This window comes from Microbacterium sp. NPDC090014 (assembly GCF_044748285.1).
In the GTDB taxonomy this organism is placed as follows: Bacteria; Actinomycetota; Actinomycetes; order Actinomycetales; family Microbacteriaceae; genus Microbacterium.
Map to the genome: position 1 here is coordinate 1,524,148 of NZ_JBIVFS010000001.1, position 17,545 is coordinate 1,541,692.

Sequence of the window (17,545 nt, forward strand, 5' to 3'; positions counted from 1 at the left end):
GTCCTTGCTCAGTTCTTGCCGAAGGTCGGGTTGTGCGCGCCGCCGAGCGTGATGTGCACGCTCTGCTGGTCGGTGTAGAAGTCGATCGAGCGGTAGCCGCCCTCGTGGCCCAGGCCCGAAGCCTTGACGCCGCCGAAGGGGGTGCGCAGGTCGCGCACGTTGTTGCTGTTCAGCCACACCATGCCCGCCTCCACGGACTGCGCGAAGTTGTGGGCGCGCTTCAGGTCGTTCGTCCAGATGTAGGCGGCCAGGCCGTACTTCGTGTTGTTCGCGAGCGAGAGCGCCTCGTCGTCGGAGTCGAACGGGGTGATGGCGACGACGGGGCCGAAGATCTCCTCCTGGAAGATGCGGGCATCGGGGGAGACGTCGGCGAACACCGTCGGCGCGACGAAGTTGCCCTCGTCGAAGCCCTCGGGGCGGCCGCCGCCGGCGACGAGGCGGCCCTCGGTCTTGCCGATCTCGACGTAGCTCATCACCTTGTCGTAGTGCTCGGGGTGCACGAGCGCGCCGACCTCGGTGGCCGGGTCGTGCGGGTAGCCGACCTTCACGCGCTTCGCCTGGGCGGCGTAGCGCTCGACGAACTCCTCGTAGATGGAGCGCTCGACGAGGATGCGGGAGCCGGCGGTGCAGCGCTCGCCGTTGAGGGAGAACACGCCGAAGATCGTCGCGTCGACCGCCGCCTCGATATCGGCATCGGCGAAGACGACGGCGGGGGACTTGCCGCCGAGCTCCATCGACAGGCCCTTGAGGAACGGTGCGGCGTTGCCGAAGATCAGCTGTCCGGTCGAGCTCTCGCCCGTGAACGAGATGAGCGGCACGTCGGGGTGCTTCACGAGGGCGTCTCCGGCGTCTTCGCCGAGGCCGTTCACGAGGTTGAACACGCCCTGCGGCAGCCCGGCCTCCTCGAAGATGCCCGCCCAGAGCGAGGCGGAGAGCGGCGTGAACTCGGCGGGCTTGAGCACCACGGTGTTGCCGGTCGCGAGTGCGGGGCCGAGCTTCCACGACTCGAGCATGAACGGCGTGTTCCACGGGGTGATGAGCCCGGCGACGCCGATCGGCTTGCGGTTGACGTAGTTCATCTGCTTGCCGGGAACCTTGAAGGCGTCATCGGACTGGGCGACGATCAGGTCGGCGAAGAAGCGGAAGTTCTCGGCCGCGCGGCGGGCCTGGCCGAGCGCCTGGGTGATCGGCAGGCCGGAGTCGTACGACTCGAGCTCGGCGAGGCGGGCATCCCGCGACTCGACGATGTCGGCGATCCTGTGCAGCACCCGCGAGCGCTCCCGCGGCAGCATCCGAGGCCAGGGGCCCTCGTCGAACGCGCGCGTGGCAGCGGCGACGGCGAGCTCGATGTCGGCCTTCTTGCCGGCGGCTGCGGTCGTGTAGGTCTTGTTCGTCACCGGATCGAGCACATCGAACGTGTCACCGTCGACGGAGTCGACGAACGCTCCGTCGATGTAGTGCTGGATGTGGTCGGGCAGGTCTGCGGGGATGCGGGAATCGGTCATGACTCGTCTCCTGAGTTGTGGTGAGAACGGGTGTGCAGCGCGTCGAGGAAGGCGTCCCTCGTGCGCAGGCGGTGGTTGCGGGCGGCGAGCTCGATCTCGAGCGGGTCGGCGCCCGTTCGGATCAGCTCGAGGATCTGCGCGTGCTCCTCGACCGAGTGCTGAGCCCGGCCGGGCACGTAGGCGAAGGTCGAATCCCGGATGCCGGACAGCCGCGCCCAGCCGCGGTGCACGAGGTCGAGCAGGTGCGGATTCGGGCAGGGTTCGAAGAGCAGCGAATGGAACTGCCTGTTGAGCTCGGTGAACGCGTGGGCGTCGAGATGACCGAGCATCTGGATCATCCGCTCGTTCACCGCCTCCGCGGCGTCGAGCGCCTCGGCGTCGAGGAAGGGAGCGGAGAGGGCGGTGGCCGAGCCTTCGACCAGCCCGAGCGTCTGCATCGTGTGCGCGTATTCGCTCTCGTCGACGAGGGTCACCCGCGCGCCCACGTTGCGCTCGAACGTCACGAGGCCCTCGGCTTCGAGCCGGCGGATCGCTTCACGCACCGGCACGACGCTCATCCCGAGCTCTTCCGCCAACGATCCCAGCACCAGACGGTAACCGGGGCCGAAGACGTGTCCCGAGATCCGCGAGCGGATCCAGGCGTACGCCTGCTCCGACTTGCTGGAGTTCGCCACCGTCGTCATGAGCCGGCACCGGTGCCGGTGGCGGCTTCGTACTTCTCCCGCCATGCGGCGTTGAGCGGGAAGAGGCCGTCGACCGGATGTCCGGCGGCGACCTGTTCGGCGATCCACGCGTCCTCGATCTCCTGCGCGAGAGCATCGTCTGCGACCTGCTCGGCGAGCGAGGGAGGGATCACGATGACGCCGTCGCCGTCGCCCACGATGATGTCGCCCGGTTGGACCGTGGCGCCGCCGCACGAGATGGTGACGTCGGAGTCCCACGGCACGTGCCTGCGTCCGAGGACGGAGGGATGAGCGCCCTGCGAGAAGACCGGGAGGCCGATCTCGGCGACCGCGTCGAAGTCGCGCACACCGCCGTCGGTCACGACTCCGGCGGCGCCGCGGGCGCGGGCGCGGAGCGCGAGGATGTCGCCCAGTGTTCCGGTGGTCGCGTCGCCGCGCGCTTCGATCACGATGATCTCGCCCTCGCCGACGGCATCGAACGCCCGCTTCTGGGCGTTGTATCCGCCGCCATGGCTCGCGAACAGGTCTTCTCTGAACGGCACGAAGCGCAGCGTCTTGGCCGTGCCGACGATCTTGCTGCCGGGGAGGTTCGCAGAGACGCCATCGATGAAGCACGAGTGGTGTCCGCGCTTGCGCAGCTGCGACGAGAGGCCGGCTGTCGGAGCTTCCATCAGCTTGGCGCGGAGCTCGGGGGACAGCGCGGACGTGGCCTCAGGCGGCAGACCCGCGTCTTCGCGGGAGCCCCATGCCTCGGTGCGCTGCAGGTCGTCGACGGCGGGAAGCGAGCCGACCTCGGCGTCGAAGGGCACATCGCCCTGGGTGACGGTGGTCACCAGGCGTCCCGAGGAGGGGGAGCCCTCGGCATCCGGAGCATCCACCTCGATCTCGACCACGTCGCCGGGGACGATCACGGAGGAACCCGCCGGCGTGCCGGTGAGGATGACGTCGCCGGGTTCGAGCGTGAAGTGCTGAGAGAGGTCGGCGACCAGCTGGGCGAGGGGGAAGATGAGGCCGGCGGTGGTGTCGTCCTGACGCAGGTCTCCGTTGACCCAGGCCCGGACGCGCAGGGCCGCGGGGTCGACTGCGCGCGCGTCGATCAGCTCGGGGCCGAGAGGCGTGTAGCCGTCGCCGCCCTTGGAGCGCACGTTGGATCCCTTGTCGTTGGCGCGCAGGTCGTAGAGGCCGAGGTCGTTCGAGGCGGTGACCCAGCCGACATGGCTCCACGCGTCATCGAGCGAGACGCGGCGGGCAGGGGTGCCGATGACGAGCGCGATCTCGCCCTCGAAGGCGAGCAGCTCGGTGCCGGCCGGGCGCTCGACCGTGCCCCCGGAGACGCCGACGGAACTCGCCGGTTTGAAGAAGTAGGAGGGGGCTGCGGGGCGCCGGCCGCGCTGATCGGCTCGGGAGGCGTAGCTCAGATGGATCGCGATGATCTTGCCGGGGCGGGTCATGGATGCCGTCACGGGGCGCCTCCTCGCGCTTCACGTCGACGCCTTGTGCGTCGTATTCGAAATCATATATCATCGTGTCACCCCTCGGCAAGCAACTCGACACACCTCGGACGCGAGCCGTGACAATGCGGTCACAATCAAAGGAGACACCCCTATGAGCGGGCAGTCACAGGCTGGGTTCACACCCACCGGAACCATCGCGACACCGGCCGATCGGCGCCGGGTCGTGTTCGCCACCGTCGTCGGCACCACGGTCGAGTGGTACGACTTCTTCATCTACGCCACGGCGGTCGGGCTGGTCTTCGGGCAGCTCTTCTTCGAGCCGCTCGGCGCGAACAGCGCGTTGATCGCCTTCGCCACCGTCGGCGTCAGCTTCCTCTTCCGCCCGCTCGGAGCGTTCCTCGCGGGACACTACGGCGACAAGCTCGGGCGCAAGACCGTTCTCATGTGGACGCTGATCCTGATGGGAGCGGCGACCGCGCTCATCGGAGTCCTGCCGACCTACGACGCGATCGGGATCGCCGCACCCATCCTGCTGGTGCTGCTGCGCATCCTGCAGGGCATCTCGGCCGGAGGCGAGTGGGGCGGTGCGGTGCTGATGGCCGTCGAGCACGCCCCGAAGAAGAAGCGCGGGATCTTCGGCGCATCGCCCCAGATCGGTGTGCCGCTCGGTCTGCTGCTCGCGTCGGGAGTGATGGCGCTGATGACGGCGATCGCCCCCGGAGACCAGTTCATCCAGTGGGGCTGGCGCATCCCGTTCCTGCTCAGCGTCGTCCTGATCCTGGTCGGCTACTACGTGCGCCGCAAGGTCGAGGAGAGCCCGGTGTTCATCGAGCTCGCCGAGCGCAAGGAGAAGGCGAGCATGCCGATCGTGCAGCTGTTCCGCAAGCACCTCCTGCTCGTCATCGTCGCCGCCCTCGTCTTCGCCGGCAACAACGCGGTCGGGTACATGACGACCGGCGGATACATCCAGGGCTACGCCACCAACCCCGAGGGCCCGATCGGTCTCGAGCGCGGACCGGTGCTGTGGGCGGTCACCGGCTCGGCCGTCACCTGGCTCATCACGACGCTCATCGCCGGGTGGCTGTCGGACCGCATCGGTCGGCGCACGACCTACATCATCGGCTGGGTGATGCAGCTCGTCGGTGTGTTCACGCTCTTCCCGCTCGTGAACACCGGCCAGGTCGGACTGCTGTTCGCCGGCCTCGCGATCCTCACGATCGGTCTCGGCTTCACCTACGGGCCTCAGGCGGCGCTCTACACCGAGCTCTTCCCCGCCAGCATCCGCTTCTCGGGCGTCTCGATCTCGTATGCGATCGGCGCCATCGCCGGCGGTGCGTTCGCGCCGACCATCGCGACCGCCATCGTGCAGGCGACCGGCTCGACGCAGGCCGTCACGTGGTATCTCGCCGGCATGACGCTGCTCGGCCTCGTGGCGACGCTGCTGCTGCGTGATCGCTCGGGCATCCCGCTGGGGCCGGATCACGAGGAGGAGCAGTCCGTGAGCCCGATCCGCGGGCTCGCCAGGGCCTGACCCGCATCCACGCACGAGCGCACGTCCGCCTGGCGGGCGTGCGTTCGTGCGAGTGCAGGAGAGCGTCGGTCCGGTTCTCCGCCGCCGAGCGCTCAGCCGTCGAGCGCGTCGCGGATCGCGGATGCCGAGCGCCTCAGGCGGTCCGCGATCTCGGCGTCGTCGAGGGCGGTCGCGACGTGGACGACCGCGATCGCCGCGGGCCGCTGGCCGCGCAGCACGAGGGGCACGGCGACGGACTGCACGGTGGGGATGACCTCGTCATGGCTCGTCGCATATCCGCGGGCGCGAGCCCGGTCGACCTCTGCGCGCAGTGTCGCCCCCGGTTCTCCGGGCCACTGGGACACCGGGAGCTGCGTGAGGATCGCCTTGCCGGGCGCTCCGACCGTGACGGAGTGCCTGGCGCCCGGTCGCTGGGCGACGCTCGCGATCGCGTGGCGGGGTTCGATGCTCGCGAGTGTGATGCAGTCATCGCCGTCGAGCACGCCGAGGAAGCAGGTCATGCCGAGCTCGTTGGCGATCGCGGTCAGCTCGGGGATGGCCTCGGCCTGCAGATCGTGAGCCACGCCCGCTGCCAGTGCGGCCATGCGCGGTCCAAGGGTCACGGCGCCTGAGGCGTCCCTTCCGATGAGTCGGTGGTCTTCCAGGGTGCGCAGCAGGCGATACGCCACCGAGCGATGCACGTCGAGTCGCGCGGCGATCTCGTCGATCGTGAGGGGGATCCGCGCATCGGCGAGAACCTCCAGGATGCGGATGCCGCGGCTCAGGGTCTGCGAGGCCGGAGTGCCTTCGGGCATGCGTGCGCTCCCTTGCGTTTCGAGACGACTGTCCCTAAGCTGTGTTCAATAGTAGAACGTCGTGTTCGAATATAGAACACGTGCCGTTCGAAGGCAATACCTGACAGAGAAGTCCGGAAGGAATCGACGACGATGCAGTTCCACCACCACGGCTATGTCTCCGGTGACCCCCGCGTGAAGGACGCCGCGGGGCTCGGCGCGGACCGGCCCGTCGACCTCCCTGACGAGATCGATGTGCTGATCGTCGGCTCGGGTCCCGCCGGCATGCTGCTCGCGGCGCAGATGTCGCAGTATCCCGACATCTCCACGCGCATCATCGAGAAGCGCGAGGGCCGTCTGGTGCTCGGGCAGGCCGACGGCATCCAGCCGCGCAGCGTCGAGACGTTCCAGGCGTTCGGATTCGCCGAGCGCATCATCGCCGAGGCCTACAACATCGGCTGGATGAACTTCTGGGGTCCGAATCCCGAGAAGCCCGACGAGATCGTCCGCACGTCGCGGACGGCGGACTACGCCTACGACATCTGCGAGTTCCCGCACCTCATCGTCAACCAGGCACGCGTGCTCGACTACTTCGCCGAGGCGGCGTCGAACGGTCCCGGCCGCATCGCGCCCGACTACGGCATCGAATTCGCCGGACTCACCGTGCACGACGAGGGCGAGCACCCGGTCGAGGTCTCCCTGCGCTACGTCGCAGGGGAGCGGACCGGCGAAGAGCGCACGATCCGCGCGAAGTACGTCGTCGGCTGCGACGGCGCACGCAGCGGCGTGCGCCAGGCGATCGGCCGCACGCACGTCGGCGGCAGCGCTGCGCATGCCTGGGGTGTCATGGACGTCCTCGTGAACACCGACTTCCCCGACTGGCGCACCAAGTGCGCGATCAACTCGGAGGCGGGCAACATCCTGCACATCCCGCGGGAGGGCGGGTACCTCAGCCGGATGTACATCGACCTCGGCGAGGTCGCCGAGGACGACGACCACCGCGTGCGGCAGACGCCCATCGAGGACATCATCGCCAAGGCGAACGCGATCCTGAGCCCCTACACGCTGGACGTGAAGGAGGTCGCGTGGCACAGCGTCTACGAGGTCGGCCACCGGGTCACCGACGGGTTCGACGACGTGATCGACGGGTCGGGTCGCACGCCGCACGTGTTCCTCACGGGCGATGCCTGCCACACCCACAGCGCGAAGGCCGGCCAGGGCATGAACGTGTCGATGCAGGACGGGTTCAACCTCGGCTGGAAACTCGGATCGGTGCTGACCGGTCGGGCGCCCGAGGCGCTGCTCGCGACCTACGGCGCCGAGCGTCGGCCCGTCGCGCAGCAGCTCATCGACTTCGATCGGGAGTGGTCGACCCTGATGGCGCGCAAGCCGTCGGAGATCACCGACCCCACGGACCTCGCGACGTACTACCTGGCGACGGCGGAGTTCCCCTCCGGCTTCATGACGCAGTACACCTCGTCGATGATCACCGGGTCGGACGAGCATCAGACCCTCGCGGGCGGCTTCCCCCTCGGCAAGCGCTTCAAGTCGGCCGAGGTCGTGCGGGTGGGCGACGGCAACGCGATCCATCTCGGGCACCACGCCAAGGCGGACGGGCGCTGGCGCGTCTACGCGTTCGCGGGTCGCGATGCGGCGACGCTCGACGCGTGGGCCGAGTCGGCGGCTCCGGTGCTCTCCCGGTTCACGCCTGCGGATGCCGACACCGATGCCGTCTTCGACGTCAAGGCGATCTACCAGCAGCCGCACGAGGAGGTCGAGGTCACCTCGGCGCCTGCGCTGTTCCAGCCGAAGACCGGTCCGCTCGGGCTCACCGACTGGGAGAAGGTCTACGCGGCCGGCCCGTCGAAGTGGACCGAGACCGACATCTTCGAGGCGCGGGAGCTGTCGCGCGACGGCGTCATCGTCGTGGTGCGGCCCGATCAGTACGTCGCCGCGATCCTGCCCCTCGACGCGACGGACGAGCTGGCGTCGTTCTTCGAGGGGGCGCTGCTGCCGGCATCCTGAGCCTGCGATCCGGAGGGCATCTGTGATCCGGAGGGGATCTGCGATCGGGAGGTGCTTCCTGCGCAGGGCGCCCTCCCGATCGCAGATCTCCTCCCCATCGGGCGTCAGTGACGAGCGCAGACTGCGTCGGGCGAGAGCCTCTGGTGGGTGTCGGAGGCCCCGCGTACTCTGAGGGCCGATGGGCGAAGGCGCCCCGACAGGAGGAGTGCGCGATGGAGTGGAAGATCGAATTGATCTTCGTCCCGGTCTCGGATGTCGACCGGTCGAAGGAGTTCTACGAGAGGATCGGCTTCCACGCCGATCATGATCAGGTGCCCTACGAGGGCCTGAGGTTCGTGCAGATGACACCGCCGGGGTCGGCCTGCTCGATCGCCTTCGGCACCAACCTGGGCGAGGGACTGCTGCCGGGGCAGCAGAACACGATCCAGGTGGTCGTTCCGGATGCCGATGAGGCGCTGGCGCATCTGACGGGCCTCGGCGTTGAGGCGCAGGGGGTGGATGAGCAGGCGTGGGGCCGTTTCGTCACCTTCGACGACCCCGACGGCAACACCTGGACACTGCAGGAGCTTCCCGACTACGGCGCGCAGTCCTGACGTGCTGTGATCCGGACGCTCACCGGACGCGCTCGACGAGGGTGAGCAGCGCTTCCGGTGCGCCCTCGGGGAACAGGACGCGGGTGCCGGCACGGATGTCGTCGATCGGCACCCAGCGAACCGGGCTGCCCTCGTCGAGGATGTGAAGCTCGGCGTCGAGGGGCACCGCATCCAGCTGGGCGGATGTCACCGCGAACACATGGGCGATCTCGTGACCGGGCGCGCCTTCGTACGTGAAGATGTTCTCGAAGACGCCGAGTGGCTCGGCGCCCTCGAGAGTGACGCCGAGCTCCTCCATGAACTCGCGACCGAGAGCTTCTGCGGCGGTCTCACCGAATTCGATCCCGCCGCCGATCGCCCGGAGGAAGTCCAGGCCGCGCGAGGCGTCGTGCCCTTCGAGCGCGAGCAGGTGTCCGTCCTTGACGGGCAGGCCGACGGCGATGTTGCGGATGGCAGGCATCTCGGAAGGCTAACGCAGCGGGTGCGTCGACGGGCTCAGGTCAGGGACGGGCTCAGGTCAGGAGAGACGCCCCGCCGGAGACCTCGATGCCGCCGGTCGGCGGGATCGTCACGGTCAAGAGGCTCGGACGACGCACGTGAGCGCCCTGATGGATGCGGACGGTCGTCGCCGGGTGTCCGAGGTCGCGCAGATACGCCCCGACCGATGCAGCCGCCGAGCCCGTCGCCGGGTCCTCGGTGATCCGTCCCACCGGGAAGAGGTTGCGGGCATCGAAGTCGGCGGTGCTCGCCGCGTGCAGCACTGTCGAGGTGCCGAACCACCCCTGCTCGCGCATGAGCGTGGCGACCTCGGCGGGCGAGAAGCGGAACTGGTCGAACAGCTCCCGATCACGGAGCACGACGATCGGATGCCAGTTGCCGGCGAACGATTCCTTGGCGGGGAAGCGCTCATCGAGATCCGCCCGGGTGAGTCCGAGCAGCGTGAGGAACCGGTCGAGCACGTCGGAGTCGAGATCGCGCACCTGCGGCTCGACGCTCGTGAACGACACGGTCACCGCGCCATCCCGATCCACCGTCGAGCGCAGCGTCACGGCGCCCGCGTTCGTGTCGAACACGACATCGCCCGGCCCGTCGCGCTCGGCGAGGGCGACCGCCGTCGCGACGGTCGCGTGTCCGCAGAACGGCACCTCAGCCGCCGGTGACCAGTAACGCGCCCGGTAGCGCGGCACACCGTCGCCATCGGTGCGTGCGACGAGGAAGGCGGTCTCGGAGAATCCGACGTCCACGGCGATCCGCTGCATCTGCGCGTCGCTCAGATCTGAGCCATCGAGTACGACTCCCGCGGGATTGCCGCCATCGGGCGTCGCGGCGAATGCGCTGTATCGCAGGACTCCGGAATTCTCGGTCATGACGAGGAGCCTAGCGACTCGGCGAGGTCAGGAATTCACGCGGATGATCTCCTGCTGGTACGGCGCGATCACGTCACCCGAGATGCGCAGGTCGAGCAGCAGGAACCGCCGCGTCGCAGCATCCTCCTGCGTCCATGTGGCGAGTCGATCGAGGTCTGCGAGCGTCTTCACGACGACGCCCTCCGCGCCCACCGCGGCGCCGAACGCCGCGAAGTCGACCTCGGGGATGCGCATCGGGCCCTCGGCGAGCCCCTTGAGCCCGTAGAGGTTGACCTCGGCACCGTAGGCGGCGTCGTTCCAGATCACGGCGATGCCTCGACCCGCTGCCGCGCGCACTGCCGACTCGAGGTCGGCGATCGCCATGAGTCCGCCGCCGTCGCCCGACGTCAGTACGACGGTCGACTCGCGGCGGGCGAGGGCTGCGCCGACGACACTTGGCCAGCCCTGCCCGATCGACTGGAAGGCGGTGCCGACCATCATCATGCGGTCGGGGGCCTCGACCGGCCAGTACATGTTCGCCCAGCCGATGAAGTGGCCGCCGTCGGAGACGACGACGCGATCGGGGGGCAGGAGCTCGGCGATGCGACGCGCGGCGGAGCGGGGGTCGAGGCGTCCGTCGGGAGCGAGCTCGTCGCCCTCGTCGTACGCGCGTGCGGCCTCGACGTCGACCGTCTCGCGCCACGGCTGTGCGGGCACAGCGTCGGATGCCGGGTGCGACTCGCCGTGCTGGACAGTCGGAGTCTCGGTGCGGTGTGCCTCCGCTCCGAGGCCGTGCTCGGCAGAACCGCTCTCAGGGGCGGCGCCGGAGCCGAGCGAGCCGACCCGGGCGACGAGCTCCTCGGCCGCCACGCGAGCATCCGCACGCACGAAGCCGCCGACGTGCGGGTGCGTGGCTGCGGGCGCGATGTCGATCTGGAAGACCCTGGTGCCCGGTGCGAAGAGTTCGCCGAATCGCATCGTGAACTGGTTCAGCGAGGCGCCGAACACGACGGCGACATCGGCGGTGCGCACGAGTTCCATGGCGCCGTCGGCCCCGAATCCTCCCGTGACGCCGAGGTCGAACCGGGTGTCGGGGAAGACGCCGCGCCCCAGCGCGGAGGAGGCCGTCAGAGCGCCGGTGAGGGACGCCAGCTCGCCGAGCGCCGCACCGGCCCCCGCGAGCCAGGCGCCGCGACCCGCCAGCAGGAAGGGGCGCGATGCTCCGTGAAGCGCCTGGGCGATCTCGTCGAGCGTGCCCTCGGCGAATTCGCCGCGCGGCGCGAGCGGCGCGGGGATGCGCGGCAGCGGAGCCTCGGGCACCGGGCCGGCCTCGCGTGAGGCCACGTCGTAGGGGATCGCCAGCACGACGGGCACGCGGTAGGTCAGTGCGTGCTCGATCGCGATGACGGTGGTGGCTGCGGCATCCGCGTGCCCGACCGTATAGGTGCGGGCACCGACCGCCGAGGCCAGGGCGATCTGGTCGACATCCCATGGACGAGGGCCGGACGTCGGCTCATCGCCCACCACCAGCACGAGGGGGACATGCGCCTGCACGGCCTCGGGGAGTGCTGTGAGGGTGTTCGTGAAACCGGCGCCGTAGGTCGAGGTGCCCGCGGCGATCCTGCCGGACGCGCGGAAGTGCGCATCGGCGGCGACCACTGCGCCCTGCTCATGACGGACGGCCGTGAAGACGGCATTCGTCTGGGTCTCGATCGCATCGAGGAAGTAGGCGTTGCCGTTGCCCATCACACCGAAGACGGCGTCGATGTGCTGGGCGAGAGTGAGTGCGACGTGCGCGGAGACGGAGGGCATGCGAAAGCCTTTCGAGACAGGGACGGAGAACGTTCGTATTCCGTATGTGTCTCGCCCCCGCGTCATCGTGGGGAGCTTCGTGCCTCTTTTTCAGGCACCGGCGTCGGAGAGCGCCGGACGCGTCGATCCTATCGCGCCCGTGCCGACGCGGCGCCGACTTGCGCGCGTAACACCGCCGAAACCGCGACACGGAAACATGCGGCCATGGAGTCACTGTTCGACGGATACACCTCGCGCCGGTCGCCGCAGCGAGCGGGGGCCGCGCCGTGGGACGAGATGTTCCCTGCCGATGCGCAGCCCGGTGGTGGGGGAGTGCGCCTGCCCTATCAGGACATGTATCCCGCGCTCGCGAGCATGGACGACGCCGAGCTGAGGGCACGGACCGACGCGCTCGCCAGCTCGTACCTCGCGCAGGGCGTGACGTTCGACTTCGCCGGGGAGGAGCGTCCGTTCCCGCTCGACGTGGTGCCTCGCGTGGTCGCCGCCGACGACTGGCGCTATGTCGAGTCGGGGGTGAAGCAGCGGGTGCGTGCGCTCGAGGCCTTCCTCGCCGACGTCTACGGCCGGCAGCACGCGGTGCAGGACGGAGTGATCCCCTCGTCGCTGATCAGCTCCTCCGCGCACTTCCACCGCCAGGCGGCCGGCATCGTCGGAGCGAACGGCGTGCGCATCCATGTCGCGGGGATCGACGTCATCCGCGACGAGCTCGGAGCCTGGCGCGTGCTCGAGGACAACGTGCGCGTGCCGAGCGGCGTCAGCTACGTGCTCGCGAATCGCCGGGTGATGGCGCAGACGCTCCCCGAGCTGTTCACCAGTCTGCGCGTGCGTCCCGTCGTCGACTACCCGGGGCGGCTGCTCCAGGCGCTGCGTGCGGCGGCGCCGGACGGCGTCGATGATCCGACCGTCGTCGTGCTGACCCCCGGGGTGCACAACTCGGCGTACTACGAGCACACCCTGCTCGCTCGCATGATGGGCATCGAGCTCGTCGAAGGACGCGACCTCTTCTGCTCGGGCGGTCGGGTGTGGATGCACACGACCTCGGGGCCGACGCGGGTGGACGTGATCTACCGCAGGGTCGATGACGAGTTCCTCGACCCGCAGCAGTTCCGTCCGGACTCGGTGCTGGGCGCGCCGGGGCTGATGCTCGCGGCGCGCCTCGGCACCGTGACGCTCGCGAACGCCGTCGGCAACGGCGTGGCCGACGACAAGCTCGTGTACACGTACGTCCCCGATCTGATCCGCTACTACCTGGGAGAGGAGCCGGTGATCCCGAACGTCGACACCTGGCGGCTCGAGGAGCCGGACGCGCTGGAGGAGGTGCTCGACAGGCTCGACGAGCTGGTGGTGAAGCCCGTCGACGGATCCGGCGGGAAGGGGCTGGTCGTAGGCCCCGACGCGTCGCGCGAGACGCTGGACGAGCTGCGTCGGTCGCTGCGGGCGGATCCCCGGGGCTGGATCGCCCAGCCGGTCGTGCAGCTCTCGACCATCCCGACACTCGTGGAGGACGGATTCCGCCCGAGACACGTCGATCTGCGACCCTTCGCCGTGAACGACGGGCACGACATCTGGGTGCTGCCCGGCGGTCTCACCCGCGTCGCTCTGCCCGAGGGGCAGCTCGTCGTGAACTCGAGCCAGGGCGGAGGGTCGAAGGACACCTGGGTGCTGGATCCGTCGCTCTTCACCGGGCCGACGTCGACTCTGGACGGCGACCCGGACGCCGCCGCAGACGAGGTGTCGCTGGCGACCGGGGCGATCGCCGTGGTCGCTCCGGCGCGCGAGGAACCGCATCCGCCCTTCCTCTCGTCTCCGCAGGACGAAGACCTGGACCTGCGTCACCACCAACAGCAACAGCAGCAACAGCAGCAACAGCAGCAGCAGCAGGGAGGCGCAGGATGCTGAGCCGCATCGCCGAGGCGCTGTTCTGGATCGGCCGCTACGTCGAGCGGGCCGACGGCACCGCCCGCATCCTCGATGTGCACCTGCAGCTGCTGCTCGAGGATCCCTGGGTCGAGGAGGACACCGCATGTCGGGCGCTCCTGTCGGTGATGGGGACGACGGCGGATGCCGGCACCGTGCTGAGCCGGGACGACGTCGTGCGGCTGCTCGCGCTGGATCGTGAGCACTCCGCGTCGATCGCTCATTCGATCGCGGCGGCGCGGGAGAACGCTCGACGAGCGCGCGAGATCATCTCGACGGACCTCTGGGAGACGCTGAACGAGTCGAACGCACGGATGCCGCGGCGGATCGCCTCAGACAAGACGCACCCGTTCTTCCGCTGGGTGCGTGATCGGTCGGCGCTGGCCTTCGGGGTCGTCGACTCCTCGACGAGCCGGGATGAGGCCTGGCACTTCTTCGTGCTCGGACGCTCGATCGAGCGCGCGGACATGACGGCGCGGCTGCTGGCGACGCGGTCGCTGACCGAGGCAGGCGGACCGAGCTGGACGACGCTGCTGCGCAGCTGCGGGGCGTACGAAGCCCATCTGCGCAGCCACCGGGCGGTGCCCACGGGAGCATCCGCCGTGGAGTTCCTCCTGATCGACCGGCTGTTCCCCCGATCGGTGCTCTCGAGCATCCTCCAGGCCGAGGAGTGTCTGCGCGGTATCGATCCGGCGGGTGCGTTCGGCGTGCCCGATCGGGCGCATCGCGTCTTGGGACGCATGCGGTCGGAGCTCGAATACCGACCGATCGGCGACACCGTGCATCGGCTGTCGGAGAGCATGGAGGAGGTCCAGGTGGGGATGTCGGTGGCGAGTGACGCGATCAGGGAGCGGTACTTCCCCTCGATCGCGATGCCGGTGTGGATCGGAGAGGCGCTGTGAGTCGGCTCAAGATCGTTCACCGCACCGGCTTCCGCTACGAGCAGCCGGCGACGGCGTCGTACAACGAGGCGCGGATGCTGCCGCACTCCCGGGACGGACAGTTCGTGCTGCAGGCGACGCTCGACATATCGCCGACCGCGACCCAGCACTCGTACACCGACTACTGGGACACCCGGGTCTCGACGTTCGAGCTGCTGACCCCGCATCAGATGCTCTCGGTCACCGCGACGAGCGTGGTGGATGTGAGGCCGCTGCCGACGGGAGAGGCGGACATCGACTGGGACGAACTGGCAGCCCGGATACCCCAATCGCTCGAACTCGCGGAATGCGTGGCGCAGACGCCTGCCACCGCTCCCGATGACGAGATGCGCGACCTCGCCCTGCACATCGAAGCGGAGGGTGGTGGCGTCGACGAGACGGCCCGGGAGATCTGCCGCACCGTCGGGGAGGCCATGGAGTATCGCAGCGGCGTCACCGGCGTGAGCTCGACCGCCCGCGACGCGTGGCCCACCCGGTCCGGCGTCTGCCAGGACATCGCTCATGTGGCGCTGGGCGTGCTGCGCGCCGCGGGGATCCCGGCGCGCTACGTGTCGGGGTACCTGCATCCCGATCCGACGGCGGCGATCGGACAGGCTGTGACGGGGGAGTCGCACGCCTGGGTCGAGTGGTACTCCGGCGAGTGGCGCGGATACGACCCCACCAACCTCGTCGACATCGGCGAATCGCACGTCTATGTCGGCCACGGTCGGGACTACGCCGATGTCGCACCGCTGCGCGGGGTGTACGCGGGACCCAGCGCCTCCGAGCTGTTCGTCTCGGTCGAGGTCACGCGCCTCGGCTGAGGCGACGGCGTGGCGGGAGTTCGAGTGGTGGTGCAGGAGAATGAGACGATGACGGATGCATCGATCGAGCGCGAGACGCTCACCTGGGACGGCTTCGGATCCGCGACGCGAGACCTCGCGCGCCGGATCCTGGACAGCGGCTTCATGCCCGAGGTGGTGGTGGCCATCGCGCGGGGCGGTCTGCTGCCTGCCGGTGCCATCGCCTACGGTCTCGGAGCGAAGAACTGCGGTGCGATCAACGTCGAGTTCTACACCGGCATCGGCACGGTGCTCGACGCGCCGGAGGTGCTGCCGCCCGAACTCGACATGGCGTATCTCGACGGTCGACGCGTGCTGCTGGTCGACGACGTCGCAGATTCGGGTCGCACGCTCGCCCTCGCCGTGCAGCTGCTGAAGGACAAGGGCGCCGACGTGCGCTCGGTCACGATCTACACCAAGCCGTCGACGATCATCCAGCCCGACTACGCCTGGAAGGACACCGACCTGTGGATCAACTTCCCCTGGTCGTTCCAGGGCACGGTGCGCGAAGAGGACCTCGGTCTCGCTCCGTCGGCCTGACGGGAATCACCCGCGCAGCAGCGCCCGCAGGGTCTGGATCGTGTCGGCGTCGGCGGGGTTCTTGTCGGGTCGATAGCCCTTGACTCTCGCGAACCTCAACGCGATGCCTCCGGGGTATCGCGGCGAGCGCTGCACGCCGTCGATCGCGATCTCGACCACGAACTCCGGTCGCAGGAACACCGCGCCCTGCGTGCGCCTCGTCTCGAGCGGCGGGAAGTTCTCCGTCTGCCAGCGCAGTAGCTCGTCGGTGAGCCCCTTGAACGTCTTGCCGACCATGACGAGACCGCCGGGCTCGCCGAACTCGCCGGTCGGGTCGAGTGCGCCGAGGTGCAGGTTCGACAGGAGCCCCTGGCGCCGACCCGACCCCCATTCGGCGGCGAGCACGACCAGGTCGTAGGTGAGCACGGGCTTGACCTTGACCCAGGACTTGCCGCGGCGTCCCGCCGAGTAAGGCGCATCGATCCCTTTGACGAGCACCCCCTCGTGGCCCGCGGCGAGAGCCTCGCGCGACAGCTGCTCGGCCGCTTCGGCGTCGTCGGTGACGATGCCCGGCATACGCCATTCGCCGACGACCCTCTCGAGTTCGGTCAGGCGGGTGGACAGGGGCTCGTCGAGCAGATCGCGTCCGTCGACGTGCAGGATGTCGAAGAACCAGGGCCGCAGCACGAGCTCGCGCGAGACGTCTGCCCCGAACCGCGACATCGTCTGCTGGAACGGCCGAGGGCCGCCGTCTTCGTCGAGTGACAGCGTCTCACCGTCGAGGATCAGATCGTGTGCGGGGAGCGCGCGCACGATCTCGACGATCTCCGGCACCCGGTGGGTGATGTCGGCGAGGCTGCGGGTGTAGACGCTCACATCGTCTCCCTGGCGATGCACCTGGATGCGCGCGCCATCGAGCTTGTACTCGACGGACGCGGTGCCGGTGATGTCGAGCGCGGCGGTCGGGGTGGCCGCGGTCGATGCGAGCATCGGCAGCACGGGGCGACCGACCACCAGGCCGACCGCATCGAGTTCGTCCTCCGTGCCGGTGAGTGCGAGCACGGCGGTCTCGCCCAGGTCGCCGGAGAGCATCGCTGCTCGTCGCACCGATGCCGCCGGGCGATCCGCGGCACGGGCGATGGCATCGAGCAGGACGCCGCCGAGCGCGCCCGTGCGCAGCTCGCCGAGCATGGCCCGCGACAGGAAGTCCCATTCGGGAGCCGTCGCTCGCGACGCGAGAGTCGAGAGGATCGCGGAACGCGCCGCGGCCGACCCCGACCCTGACGAGCCGGTCAAGGCCTCGAACGCGTCATCGACATCACCGATCGACAGCGAGGGCTCGGCAGCGTGCTGCACGTCGAGCGCCGCCACTCCGCGCCAGCCGACACCCAGCCGTCCCTGTCGCGGCGCCGCGAGCAGCAGCCCGACGAGGGCGGGCACGTCGGCAGCGTCAGCGCGTGCGAGCAGCCGGGACACGGCGTCGATCTTCGCCAGGCGCGATGCGGTGGCGGTGACCTCTTCGGCGGTGGAGACGAGCTCCGAGAGCAACATGCAGGCAGTCTCGCACCGGCATCCGACATCGGCGACGGCCTTGCGTTCGTCCGTCCCGCCGCAGTAAGCGGATG

At 69.3% G+C, this 17,545-nt stretch carries 15 protein-coding genes; 7 read left to right on the forward strand and 8 right to left on the reverse strand.

Annotation, left to right across the window (positions count from 1 at the left end; all coding sequences use genetic code 11):
• Positions 1-8 precede the first annotated feature (8 nt).
• Genes hpaE through ACIPV5_RS07210 form a run of 3 tightly spaced genes read right to left on the reverse strand, consistent with a single transcriptional unit; the run spans position 9 to position 3,639 of the window.
• A complete protein-coding gene (gene hpaE / locus ACIPV5_RS07200; RefSeq protein WP_053095411.1) occupies positions 9-1,505 on the reverse strand; it encodes a 5-carboxymethyl-2-hydroxymuconate semialdehyde dehydrogenase in 1,497 nt (498 codons plus the stop codon).
• Positions 1,502-2,188, reverse strand: coding sequence for a GntR family transcriptional regulator (locus ACIPV5_RS07205; protein WP_053095412.1), 687 nt, complete (start codon positions 2,186-2,188; stop codon positions 1,502-1,504). Before ACIPV5_RS07205 ends, hpaE begins: the two co-directional genes overlap by 4 nt.
• Positions 2,185-3,639: a fumarylacetoacetate hydrolase family protein gene (locus ACIPV5_RS07210; protein WP_320491365.1), complete on the reverse strand. Its 1,455-nt coding sequence runs from the start codon at positions 3,637-3,639 to the stop codon at positions 2,185-2,187. Before ACIPV5_RS07210 ends, ACIPV5_RS07205 begins: the two co-directional genes overlap by 4 nt.
• Positions 3,640-3,793: 154 nt before the next feature.
• On the opposite strand from ACIPV5_RS07210, the gene ACIPV5_RS07215 reads away from it, so the two are divergent.
• Positions 3,794-5,173 carry an MFS transporter gene (locus tag ACIPV5_RS07215; RefSeq protein ID WP_053095414.1) on the forward strand — a complete coding sequence of 460 codons (1,380 nt, stop codon included), beginning with the start codon at positions 3,794-3,796 and terminating at the stop codon, positions 5,171-5,173.
• Positions 5,174-5,265: 92 nt separating this feature from the next.
• Here the strand turns inward: ACIPV5_RS07215 and ACIPV5_RS07220 are convergent, their stop codons facing one another.
• Entirely contained in the window at positions 5,266-5,967 is a 702-nt protein-coding gene (locus ACIPV5_RS07220) for an IclR family transcriptional regulator (RefSeq protein ID WP_053095415.1), read from the reverse strand.
• A gap of 132 nt (positions 5,968-6,099) precedes the next feature.
• Here ACIPV5_RS07220 and ACIPV5_RS07225 point away from each other — a divergent pair, with 132 nt between their 5' ends.
• Both ACIPV5_RS07225 and ACIPV5_RS07230 read left to right on the forward strand, forming a co-directional pair.
• Complete coding sequence (locus ACIPV5_RS07225) at positions 6,100-7,971, forward strand: FAD-dependent monooxygenase (protein WP_400340528.1); 1,872 nt, start codon at positions 6,100-6,102, stop codon at positions 7,969-7,971.
• A gap of 212 nt (positions 7,972-8,183) precedes the next feature.
• On the forward strand, positions 8,184-8,564 hold the full coding sequence (locus tag ACIPV5_RS07230) for a VOC family protein (protein WP_053095417.1): 381 nt from the start codon (positions 8,184-8,186) through the stop codon (positions 8,562-8,564).
• A 19-nt stretch (positions 8,565-8,583) separates the two neighbouring features.
• Here the strand turns inward: ACIPV5_RS07230 and ACIPV5_RS07235 are convergent, their stop codons facing one another.
• Genes ACIPV5_RS07235 through ACIPV5_RS07245 form a run of 3 tightly spaced genes read right to left on the reverse strand, consistent with a single transcriptional unit; the run spans position 8,584 to position 11,722 of the window.
• The gene (locus tag ACIPV5_RS07235) at positions 8,584-9,024 is read right to left on the reverse strand and encodes an NUDIX hydrolase (RefSeq protein WP_187250114.1); all 441 of its coding nucleotides are present in this window, start codon (positions 9,022-9,024) and stop codon (positions 8,584-8,586) included.
• Positions 9,025-9,076: 52 nt separating this feature from the next.
• A complete protein-coding gene (locus tag ACIPV5_RS07240) occupies positions 9,077-9,931 on the reverse strand; it encodes a PhzF family phenazine biosynthesis protein (protein WP_400340531.1) in 855 nt (284 codons plus the stop codon).
• A 27-nt stretch (positions 9,932-9,958) separates the two neighbouring features.
• Entirely contained in the window at positions 9,959-11,722 is a 1,764-nt protein-coding gene (locus ACIPV5_RS07245; protein ID WP_400340532.1) for a thiamine pyrophosphate-binding protein, read from the reverse strand.
• A 204-nt stretch (positions 11,723-11,926) separates the two neighbouring features.
• On the opposite strand from ACIPV5_RS07245, the gene ACIPV5_RS07250 reads away from it, so the two are divergent.
• The 4 genes from ACIPV5_RS07250 to ACIPV5_RS07265 are packed head-to-tail and all read left to right on the forward strand — an operon-like array spanning position 11,927 to position 15,941.
• Positions 11,927-13,621 carry a circularly permuted type 2 ATP-grasp protein gene (locus ACIPV5_RS07250; RefSeq protein ID WP_400340534.1) on the forward strand — a complete coding sequence of 565 codons (1,695 nt, stop codon included), beginning with the start codon at positions 11,927-11,929 and terminating at the stop codon, positions 13,619-13,621.
• Positions 13,615-14,541 carry an alpha-E domain-containing protein gene (locus ACIPV5_RS07255; RefSeq protein WP_053095422.1) on the forward strand — a complete coding sequence of 309 codons (927 nt, stop codon included), beginning with the start codon at positions 13,615-13,617 and terminating at the stop codon, positions 14,539-14,541. Before ACIPV5_RS07250 ends, ACIPV5_RS07255 begins: the two co-directional genes overlap by 7 nt.
• On the forward strand, positions 14,538-15,383 hold the full coding sequence (locus ACIPV5_RS07260) for a transglutaminase family protein (RefSeq protein WP_053095423.1): 846 nt from the start codon (positions 14,538-14,540) through the stop codon (positions 15,381-15,383). Before ACIPV5_RS07255 ends, ACIPV5_RS07260 begins: the two co-directional genes overlap by 4 nt.
• Positions 15,384-15,431: 48 nt before the next feature.
• Positions 15,432-15,941, forward strand: coding sequence for a phosphoribosyltransferase (locus tag ACIPV5_RS07265; RefSeq protein ID WP_053099026.1), 510 nt, complete (start codon positions 15,432-15,434; stop codon positions 15,939-15,941).
• A 6-nt stretch (positions 15,942-15,947) separates the two neighbouring features.
• Here ACIPV5_RS07265 and ACIPV5_RS07270 read toward each other — a convergent pair whose 3' ends face one another.
• Positions 15,948-17,471, reverse strand: a complete 1,524-nt coding sequence (locus ACIPV5_RS07270) for an ATP-dependent DNA ligase (protein ID WP_400340536.1) — start codon at positions 17,469-17,471, stop codon at positions 15,948-15,950.
• Positions 17,472-17,545: the final 74 nt, after the last annotated feature.

Coding starts and splice junctions, on each gene's coding strand:
- ACIPV5_RS07265 (WP_053099026.1), top strand. CDS start 15,432: ATGACGGATGCATCGATCGAGCGCGAGACGCTCACCTGGGACGGCTTC.
- ACIPV5_RS07235 (WP_187250114.1), bottom strand. CDS start 9,024: ATGCCTGCCATCCGCAACATCGCCGTCGGCCTGCCCGTCAAGGACGGA.
- hpaE (WP_053095411.1), bottom strand. CDS start 1,505: ATGACCGATTCCCGCATCCCCGCAGACCTGCCCGACCACATCCAGCAC.
- ACIPV5_RS07210 (WP_320491365.1), bottom strand. CDS start 3,639: ATGACCCGCCCCGGCAAGATCATCGCGATCCATCTGAGCTACGCCTCC.
- ACIPV5_RS07255 (WP_053095422.1), top strand. CDS start 13,615: ATGCTGAGCCGCATCGCCGAGGCGCTGTTCTGGATCGGCCGCTACGTC.
- ACIPV5_RS07245 (WP_400340532.1), bottom strand. CDS start 11,722: ATGCCCTCCGTCTCCGCGCACGTCGCACTCACTCTCGCCCAGCACATC.
- ACIPV5_RS07220 (WP_053095415.1), bottom strand. CDS start 5,967: ATGCCCGAAGGCACTCCGGCCTCGCAGACCCTGAGCCGCGGCATCCGC.
- ACIPV5_RS07225 (WP_400340528.1), top strand. CDS start 6,100: ATGCAGTTCCACCACCACGGCTATGTCTCCGGTGACCCCCGCGTGAAG.
- ACIPV5_RS07240 (WP_400340531.1), bottom strand. CDS start 9,931: ATGACCGAGAATTCCGGAGTCCTGCGATACAGCGCATTCGCCGCGACG.
- ACIPV5_RS07215 (WP_053095414.1), top strand. CDS start 3,794: ATGAGCGGGCAGTCACAGGCTGGGTTCACACCCACCGGAACCATCGCG.
- ACIPV5_RS07205 (WP_053095412.1), bottom strand. CDS start 2,188: ATGACGACGGTGGCGAACTCCAGCAAGTCGGAGCAGGCGTACGCCTGG.
- ACIPV5_RS07270 (WP_400340536.1), bottom strand. CDS start 17,471: ATGTTGCTCTCGGAGCTCGTCTCCACCGCCGAAGAGGTCACCGCCACC.
- ACIPV5_RS07250 (WP_400340534.1), top strand. CDS start 11,927: ATGGAGTCACTGTTCGACGGATACACCTCGCGCCGGTCGCCGCAGCGA.
- ACIPV5_RS07230 (WP_053095417.1), top strand. CDS start 8,184: ATGGAGTGGAAGATCGAATTGATCTTCGTCCCGGTCTCGGATGTCGAC.